Source organism: Microbacterium sp. 01T413_2, from assembly GCF_056398985.1.
In genome coordinates this window covers 1-8,089 of sequence record NZ_JBFTQL010000055.1, presented here as the reverse complement: position 1 = coordinate 8,089, position 8,089 = coordinate 1, and the positions used below count along the sequence as shown (strand labels likewise).

At 69.0% G+C, this 8,089-nt stretch carries 7 protein-coding genes; all 7 read left to right on the top strand.

Annotation, left to right across the window (positions count from 1 at the left end; translation table 11 throughout):
• The first annotated feature begins 270 nt into the window (after window positions 1-270).
• Complete coding sequence (gene mraZ / locus AC1DMN_RS18090; RefSeq protein ID WP_440731431.1) at window positions 271-702, top strand: division/cell wall cluster transcriptional repressor MraZ; 432 nt, start codon at window positions 271-273, stop codon at window positions 700-702.
• A gap of 108 nt (window positions 703-810) precedes the next feature.
• A complete protein-coding gene (rsmH, locus tag AC1DMN_RS18085) occupies window positions 811-1,764 on the top strand; it encodes a 16S rRNA (cytosine(1402)-N(4))-methyltransferase RsmH (RefSeq protein ID WP_477229275.1) in 954 nt (317 codons plus the stop codon).
• Window positions 1,761-2,336, top strand: a complete 576-nt coding sequence (gene ftsL / locus AC1DMN_RS18080; RefSeq protein WP_477229274.1) for a cell division protein FtsL — start codon at window positions 1,761-1,763, stop codon at window positions 2,334-2,336. Before rsmH ends, ftsL begins: the two co-directional genes overlap by 4 nt.
• Before the next feature lie 59 nt (window positions 2,337-2,395).
• Window positions 2,396-4,174, top strand: a complete 1,779-nt coding sequence (locus AC1DMN_RS18075) for a peptidoglycan D,D-transpeptidase FtsI family protein (protein ID WP_441978097.1) — start codon at window positions 2,396-2,398, stop codon at window positions 4,172-4,174.
• Between the two features lie 55 nt (window positions 4,175-4,229).
• Window positions 4,230-5,642 carry a UDP-N-acetylmuramoyl-tripeptide--D-alanyl-D-alanine ligase gene (locus AC1DMN_RS18070; protein ID WP_441978098.1) on the top strand — a complete coding sequence of 471 codons (1,413 nt, stop codon included), beginning with the start codon at window positions 4,230-4,232 and terminating at the stop codon, window positions 5,640-5,642.
• Window positions 5,639-6,754 carry a phospho-N-acetylmuramoyl-pentapeptide-transferase gene (gene mraY, locus AC1DMN_RS18065; RefSeq protein WP_477384734.1) on the top strand — a complete coding sequence of 372 codons (1,116 nt, stop codon included), beginning with the start codon at window positions 5,639-5,641 and terminating at the stop codon, window positions 6,752-6,754. The genes AC1DMN_RS18070 and mraY overlap by 4 nt, the downstream gene beginning before the upstream one ends.
• A partial coding sequence (gene murD, locus AC1DMN_RS18060) for a UDP-N-acetylmuramoyl-L-alanine--D-glutamate ligase (protein WP_477384732.1) occupies window positions 6,751-8,089 on the top strand: 1,339 nt, incomplete at its 3' end. The genes mraY and murD, both read left to right, overlap by 4 nt.

Genomic DNA, 8,089 nt, shown 5'->3' with positions numbered 1-8,089 from the left:
GCGCTGACCTCGTCACCATGACCTTGTGAGGGTCCGGAAGCCTCGGCGTCCGGACCCACTGTCGTCCCCCCGGCTGTCCATTCGCCCGGAGTCCTCCTCTTTCCTCCACCATCCCCTCCACTTCACTCCACAGGCCCTCGTTCCGCATGATCTCGCGGATCGGGGGCCTTCTTCGTGCTCTGCCCCTTGCTTTCCGAGACAGGAATAAGTATCGAAATGGAGGGAAGTGGAGTAAAGTGGAGGAAACGGCGGCGAAAGGGGGATAGGCGCATGTTGCTCGGCACGCATTCCCCCAAGCTCGACGACAAGGGCCGCGTCATCCTCCCCGCCAAATTCCGCGAGGATCTGGCCGGCGGCATCGTCGTCACCCGCGGACAGGACCGCTGCCTGTACGTGTTCAGCACCGCCGAGTTCGAGAGCGTGCACGAGCGCATCCGTCAGGCGCCGCTCGCGAACAAGGAGGCACGCGCCTTCCTGCGCATGTTCCTCTCGGGAGCGAGCGCCGAGATGCCGGACAGCCAGAACCGCATCACCATCCCCGCCCACCTGCGCACCTACGCAGGCCTCGGCAAGGAGCTGGTGGTCACCGGCGTCGGCGCGCACGCCGAGATCTGGGACGCGGCCGCGTGGAACGCGTACGCCGARGGRCACGARGACGCCTTCGCCGAACTCGAGGAGGAGGTGATCCCCGGCCTGTTCTGAGCCGACCCCTGACTGTGACTCCCAGCCGCTCCCGCCCCGGCGCACCTTCCCCGGTGCCGGGTCGAGCGGATGGGGATCAGGGTCAGGGACCGGAAGGCCGAAGGAACCATGGACATCCGTCGCATACACACCCCGGTGATGCTCGAGCGCTGCGTCGAGCTGCTTGCTCCTGCGCTGCAGCACGACGGGGCGGTCCTCGTCGACGCCACGCTCGGCATGGGCGGGCACTCCGAGGCGTTCCTCGAGCGCCTGCCCAACATCCGGCTGGTCGGCCTCGACCGCGACACCGACGCGCTGCGCATCGCAGGGGAGCGGCTGGCCCGCTTCGGTGATCGCGTGACTCTCGTGCACACCGTCTACGACGCGATCGGCACTCACGCCCAGGGTGCGTCGGGGATCCTGTTCGACCTCGGTGTCTCCTCGCTGCAGCTGGATGAGGCCGAGCGCGGCTTCGCCTATGCCAAGGACGCGCCGCTGGACATGCGGATGGATCAGTCGAGCGGCGTCACCGCCGCCGAGGTGCTCGCCACCTACAGCGAGGGCCAGCTGCGCCGGATCTTCGAGCGCTACGGCGAGGAGAAGCTCGCCGGACGCTACGCCCGGGCGATCGTGCAGGCACGCCAGACTGCGCCGCTGGAGCGCTCGGGACGCCTGGTCGAGGTGCTGCAGGACGCGACCCCTGCTGCGGTGGCGCGCGCAGGGCACCCGGCGAAGCGCGTGTTCCAGGCGCTGCGCATCGAGGTGAACCGCGAACTGAACGTGCTCGCGGACGCGATACCCGCCGCCATGGACGCCCTCGTCCTGGGCGGGCGCATCGTCGTGATGTCGTATCAGTCCCTGGAGGACCGGCTGGTCAAGCAGGCGTTCGCCGCCGCCTCCGCCTCGACGGCTCCCGCCGGACTGCCGGTGGAGCTGCCGGAGCACGCACCGCGATTCAGGGCCCTGACCAAGGGTGCGGAACTCGCCGACGAGGAGGAGCGCGCCGCCAACCCCCGTGCCATCCCGGTGCGCCTGCGCGCTGCAGAACGTGTGAGAGACGATCAGAGGAGGGCCGCGCGATGAGCCTGGCCGAGAACGCCCTGCTGCAGCCCGAGTTCGACGAGCCGCAGCGCTCGCGGCACCTCCAAGCGATCGAACGCCCCTCCCGACGCCGCCGTCCACGTCTGGCGTACGCCATCGTCGCCCTCGTCGGAGCGGCCCTCATCGCCGGCGCGCAGATCGCCCTGACCATCGCGACCACGCAGGATTCGTTCGCGGTCGCGAAGCTGACCCAGCAGAACAAGCAGCTCACCTGGCAGGCGCAGGCCGCCGCGCAGGACCTCGACGGGATCAGCTCGCCGCAGTCCCTCGCCGCGGAGGCGAGCAAGCTCGGGCTCGTGGTCGGCGGCAGCGCAAGCTATCTGCGGCTGAGCGACGGCGGAGTCATCGGCGCCGCCGGGGCTGCGCCGTGGGCCTCCACGGTCAACCCCACCGGCTCGAACGCGGTGCCGAACGCCCTGGTCCACGACACGCCGCCCGCCACCGCGACCAAGCCCGGGGCTGCAGGCGTAGAACCGAAGGCACAGGAGACCGCTCCCGTGCAGGCGGAGGCTCCGCCGACGGCCGAAGGCCTGCCGAGCCCGACCATCCGCTGACCGAGCCGCCGGCTCTCAGCCCAGACGATGACAGACCGCGAGCCCCGGACGGAGATCCGATGACACCCCGAGCCAGCCGGACCCCGCGCCGGCGGACCGTCCTCGCCCTCGCTGTGATCCTCGCGGTCATGTGCGGCTTCCTGGTGCGCCTCGTCGACATCCAGGTGGTCAGCGCCTCCGCCACGGTCAAGCAGTCGGTGAAATGGAGCCTCGGCAGTACGCGAGAGATCGACGGGGCCCGGGGGAAGATCGTCGACTCCAACGGCACCGTGCTCGCTGAGAGTCAGCTCGTCTACGACCTTCAAATGGATCCCTACACGATGACGCAGCTTCAGGAAGCGAAGACCAAGCCCAAGCTGCCCTGGGCCAAGGCTTCCGACAAGATCGCTGCCATCATCGGCGAGAGCGGTGACGCGATCCGCAAAGAAGTAGCGGATGCACTGAAGGCGAACCCGGAATCGCAGTACGTGATGCTGAAGCGAGGACTCAGCACGGACCAGTTCCTCAAGCTTCGTGCCCTCGACCTGGCCTATCTCTGGCCGATGCCGCGGTCCGTGCGGGTGTATCCGAACGGCGCCGTCGCGGGCAACCTGATCGGCTTCATCGCAGGCAATGGCGACAAGGAGGGTCTCGAGGAGGCCCAGAACCAGTGCCTGAGCGCGACGAAGGGCCAGGAGACCTACCTGCAGGGCAAGGACGGCGTCGTCATCCCCGGTAGCCAGAGCGAGACGCCGGCGGTCGACGGCGGGACCGTGCAGCTCACGATCAACACCGAGCTGCAGTGGTATCTGCAGCAGATGATCTCTGAGGAGGTCAAGGCGCAGGCAGCGAAGGCCGGCACCGTGACGGTCGTCGAGGTCGGCACGGGCAAGATCCGCGCCGCCGCCGAGTTCCCGACCGTCGACCCCAACGACCCCGGCGCCGCGAACCCCGAAGACCGCGGATCGCGGATCTTCTCGACGAGCTTCGAGCCCGGATCCACATTCAAGGCCATCACGGCGGCTTCTGTCATGGAGTACGCGAACGCGAACGCCTCGACCAGGATCACGGGCGCCTCCAGCCACGAGGAGTTCCCGAACGGCGCGGTGATCAACGACGCGTTCGAGCACCCGGCCTACGACTACACGCTCGCGGGTGCCCTCATCGACTCCTCGAACGTGGCGCTGTCGAAGTTCGGCGACATGGTCACCGACCAGCAGCGCTACGACGAGCTGGTCAAGTTCGGAGTGGGCAGCAAGACCGCGATCGACTTCCCCGGCGAGACTTCCGGAGTCATCCACCCGGTCAAGGACTGGGACTACCAGTCGCACTACACGACCACGTTCGGCCAGTACTACACCGTCACCGCTCCGCAGGTCGCGAGCGCATACCAGGCCATCGCGAACGGCGGGGTGAAGGTCCCGCTGTCCCTGGTGGAATCCTGCACCGACGCGTCGGGCAAGGTCACCGAAGCGCCCGCCCCGAAGCCGCAGCGCGTCTTCGATGCGGCCAAGGACGCCGAGCTCAGCCGCATGATCGAGAACGTGGCCGAGCAGGGCAGCGTCTCGGACCTGATCAAGGTCCCCGGCTACCGCATCGCCGCCAAGACCGGAACCGCCCAGAAGCCCGATCCGGAGACCGGCGCTTACAAGGAGGGGATCTACTTCACCAGCATGGTGGGATATGCCCCTGCCGACCACCCGGAGTACGTCGTCGTGGTCACCCTTGACGAGCCCACTAGGGTAACCTCGTCTGCGGCCACCGCGCCCGCCTTCCAGAAGGCGATGACGCAGGTGCTGAAGACCTATCGCGTGCAGCCCTCCACCACACCCATGGAACCGCTGCTGCCCAAGTACTAATGATGGCCGTCGTCGCTTCGGAGCGATGGCGTCGCCCTCGGAGGATCCCATCCCCATGATCGCTCTGTCTCTCGCGGAGATCGCCGAGATCGTCGGCGGCGACCTGCGCCCCGCCGCAGGTCACGATCCCGCATCGATCGTCTCCGGCGTCGTCGACACCGAYTCTCGTCAGATGTCGCCCGGCGGCATCTTCGTCGCCAAGCCCGGTGAGCAGACCGACGGCCACCGGTTCGTGGGCGCCGCGATCGAGAACGGCGCCGTGCTGGCGCTCGTCGAGCACGCCGTCGACGAGGCGATCTCGCAGATCGTCGTGCCCGATGTCGTCGACGCCATCGCGGAGCTGGCCCGTGCGGTCGTCGCCAAGGTGCGGGCGGCAGGCGACCTGCGCATCGTCGGCGTCACCGGATCCAACGGCAAGACCACCACGAAGAACTTCCTCGCACGGATCCTGCAGGACGAGGGCGAGACGATCGCGCCGATCGCCTCCTACAACAACGAAGTCGGCGCGCCGCTCACCATGCTGCGGATCACCCCCACAACCCGCTTCCTGGTGTGCGAGTTCGGCGCCAGCGCGCCGGGCGAGATCGCGCGCCTGGCCGGGCTCGTGACTCCCGACGTCGTGATCGAGCTCATGGTCGGACTCGCGCACGCGGGCGGTTTCGGCGGCATCGAGGAGACGGCACGGGCCAAGGCCGAACTGGTCGAGGCTGCGGCCCACGGTGGCACCGCCGTGCTGAACCTCGACGACCCGCGCGTAGCGGGCATGGCGCCGCTCGCCGAGGAGCGCGGCCTGCGGATCGTCGGCTTCGGCCAGACCCCCGCGGCAGACGTGCGCGCGGCCGAGATCGACGTCACCGCATCCGGGACGTCCTGCATCGTGCACGTGGACGGGCAGGCGCTGCCGCTGCGTCTGCAGGTGCTCGGCGCGCACCACGTGAACAACGCGATCGCGGCGATCGCTGCGACCGGCGCACTCGGCGTCGCGCCTGCCGACGCCATCGCGCGCCTGGAGACCGTGCAGCTCGCCGAGCGGTGGCGCATGCAGCCCATGGGCGGCGCCGACGTGCGCATCATCAACGACGCGTACAACGCGAGCCCCGACTCCATGGCGGCCGCGCTGCGCACCCTCGCGCAGATCACCGGTCCGGACGAGCGCACCGTCGCCGTGCTGGGCGCGATGAGCGAGCTCGGCGAGACGGCCGGCGACGAGCACGACCGGATCGGGCTGCTCGCCGTGCGCCTGAACATCCAGCGCATCGTCGTGGTCGGCGCGGAGGCGCGCCGGCTCTACCTCGCGGCCGTGGGCGAGGGCTCGTGGGACGGTGAGGCCGTACATCTCGCCGACGCCGACGCCGCCTTCGAGTACCTCCGGGGTGAGCTGCGCCCCGGCGATCGCGTGCTCGTGAAGTCGTCCAACTCCGCCGGACTCCGGTTCCTCGGCGATCGTCTGGGAGAATCGTTCTCGTGAGATCCCTGCTTACCTCCGCCGCGATCTCCCTCGCGTTCACGCTCCTGCTGACSCCGGTSTTCCTCCGGCTGTTCCGGAAGTGGGGCTGGGGACAGGTCATCCGCACGCCGGAGTCGATCAGCAACCCCAGCCACCAGGCCAAGCGGGGCACGCCGACCATGGGCGGCGTCATCTTCATCCTCGGCACCGTCGTCGGMTACSKSGTCGGSACCTTCACCGGCGGGAGCTAYCCSACGGYSTCCGGGCTGCTSGTGATCTGGCTCATGCTGGGCTTCGGCGCRGTCGGSTTCATCGACGACTACATGAAGCTGCGCCGGCGCAACAGCCTCGGACTCTCGGGCTGGCGCAAGATCGTCGGGCAGGTGCTGGTCATGGTGCCGTTCGGCATCGTCGCGCTCACGGTGCGCAGCCCCTCCGGCAACACCCCCGCGAGCGGTTTCGTCTCGCTCTTCCGCGACATCCCCGTGCTGTGGTTGTTCGCGCTGGGCCCCATCGTCGGCTGGTTGCTGTACTTGCTCTGGATCTCGCTGATCGGCATCGCGACCTCCAACAGCGTCAACCTCACCGACGGCCTGGACGGCCTGGCGGCCGGCTGCGCCGTGTTCGTGATCGGCGCCTACAGCCTGATCTCGTTCTGGCAGTTCAAGCAGTCCTGTGCCGCTGAGTCGCTGTCGCCGTCGTCACTGGCAGGCTGCTACGACGTCGCACATCCGTTCGACCTCGCCGTGATCTCGGCATCGTTCGTCGGCGCGCTGATCGGTTTCCTGTGGTGGAACGCGCCCAAGGCGAAGGTCTTCATGGGCGATGTCGGATCCATGTCCATCGGCGGCGTGATCGCGGCGCTCGCGATCCTCACCCGCACCGAGCTGCTTCTCCTGCTCCTGGCGGGCGTCTTCATCATCGCCTCCGGTTCGGTGATCGTGCAGCTGGCCTACTTCAAGCTCACCCGCGGCAAGCGCCTGTTCTTGCAGAGCCCGTTCCACCATCACCTCGAGATGCGCGGCTGGCCCGAGGCCACGATCGTGGTGCGGATGTGGATCATCGCCGGTCTGCTCTCCGTGTCGGCGTTCGGCCTGTTCTACGTCGAGTGGCTGCGGCTGACCAGCTCATGACCCGTGATCTCGATGTCCTGACCAGCTGGCACGCCGACTGGCGGGGCCTGCGGGTCGCCGTGCTCGGCCTGTCCGTGACCGGGTTCTCGGTCGCCGACACCCTGACCGAGCTCGGCGCGGAGGTCCTGGTGCTTTCCGAGAGCGCCACCGAGGAGTACGAGCGCCTGGTGCCGCTGATCGGCGCCCARCTGTGGATCGGCGATCTCGGATCCGTTCCGGAACAGCTCGTCGAGTTCGCGCCGGAGGTCGTCATCGCCTCGCCGGGCTTCGCGCCCGCACATCCCGTGATCGCGTGGATCCGCACGCAGCCGATCGCTCTGTGGGGCGACATCGAGCTCGCCTGGCGCGTGCGGGACAAGGTCCTCCGCGACGACGGCACACCCGCGGAGTGGGTGCTGATCACAGGGACCAACGGCAAGACCACCACGACCCAGCTCACTGCGACGATGCTCGTCGCCGGCGGTCTGCGCGCCGCCCCGTGCGGCAACATCGGCGTGCCCGTCCTCGACGCGGTGCGCGACCCCGGCGGCTTCGACGTGCTCGTGGTCGAACTGTCCAGCCACCAGCTCTGGTACCTCGGGCGCTCCGACCCCGCAGGGCAGCCGGTGCCGTGGGCGGCCACGTGCCTCAACCTCGCGGACGACCACCTCGTGTGGCACGGCAGCGCCGAGGCGTACCGCGATGCCAAGGCGGTCGTGTACCGCAATACGCGCGTCGCCTGCGTGTACAACAAGGCCGACGCGGCCACGCAGCGCATGGTCGAGGACGCCGACGTCATCGACGGCGCCCGCGCGATCGGATTCGGGCTGGGGATCCCGGGGCCCAGCGACCTGGGCGTTGTCGAGGGCATCCTCGCCGATCGCGCGTTCCTCGACGACCGCCATCACAGCGCCCTCGAGCTCACGACCGTGGCGGATCTCGCCGCGCACGGATTGAACGCCCCGCACATCGTGCAGAACATCCTCGCCGCGGCGGCGCTCAGCCGGTCGCTCGGGGTCGAGCCCACCGCGATCAGAACGGCGCTGGACGGATTCCGCCTCGATGCGCATCGCATCGAGGTCGTCGCGCGTTCCGCGGGGATCACCTGGGTGGATGATTCCAAGGCTACGAACCCGCACGCCGCCCAGTCGTCGCTGCGGGCGTTCCCCGGGGCGATCTGGGTCGTGGGCGGGGATCTGAAGGGCGTSGACCTSTCGGAKCTSGTSGCSGGCGCSGGMGCGACCGCKCGSGCSGCCSTCGTGATCGGCGTCGACCGGACGCACSTGCTCGAGGYGTTCGCGCGACACGCGCCSGCGGTGCRGGTSCTGGAGGTCGTCCCCGGCGACACTGAAGAGG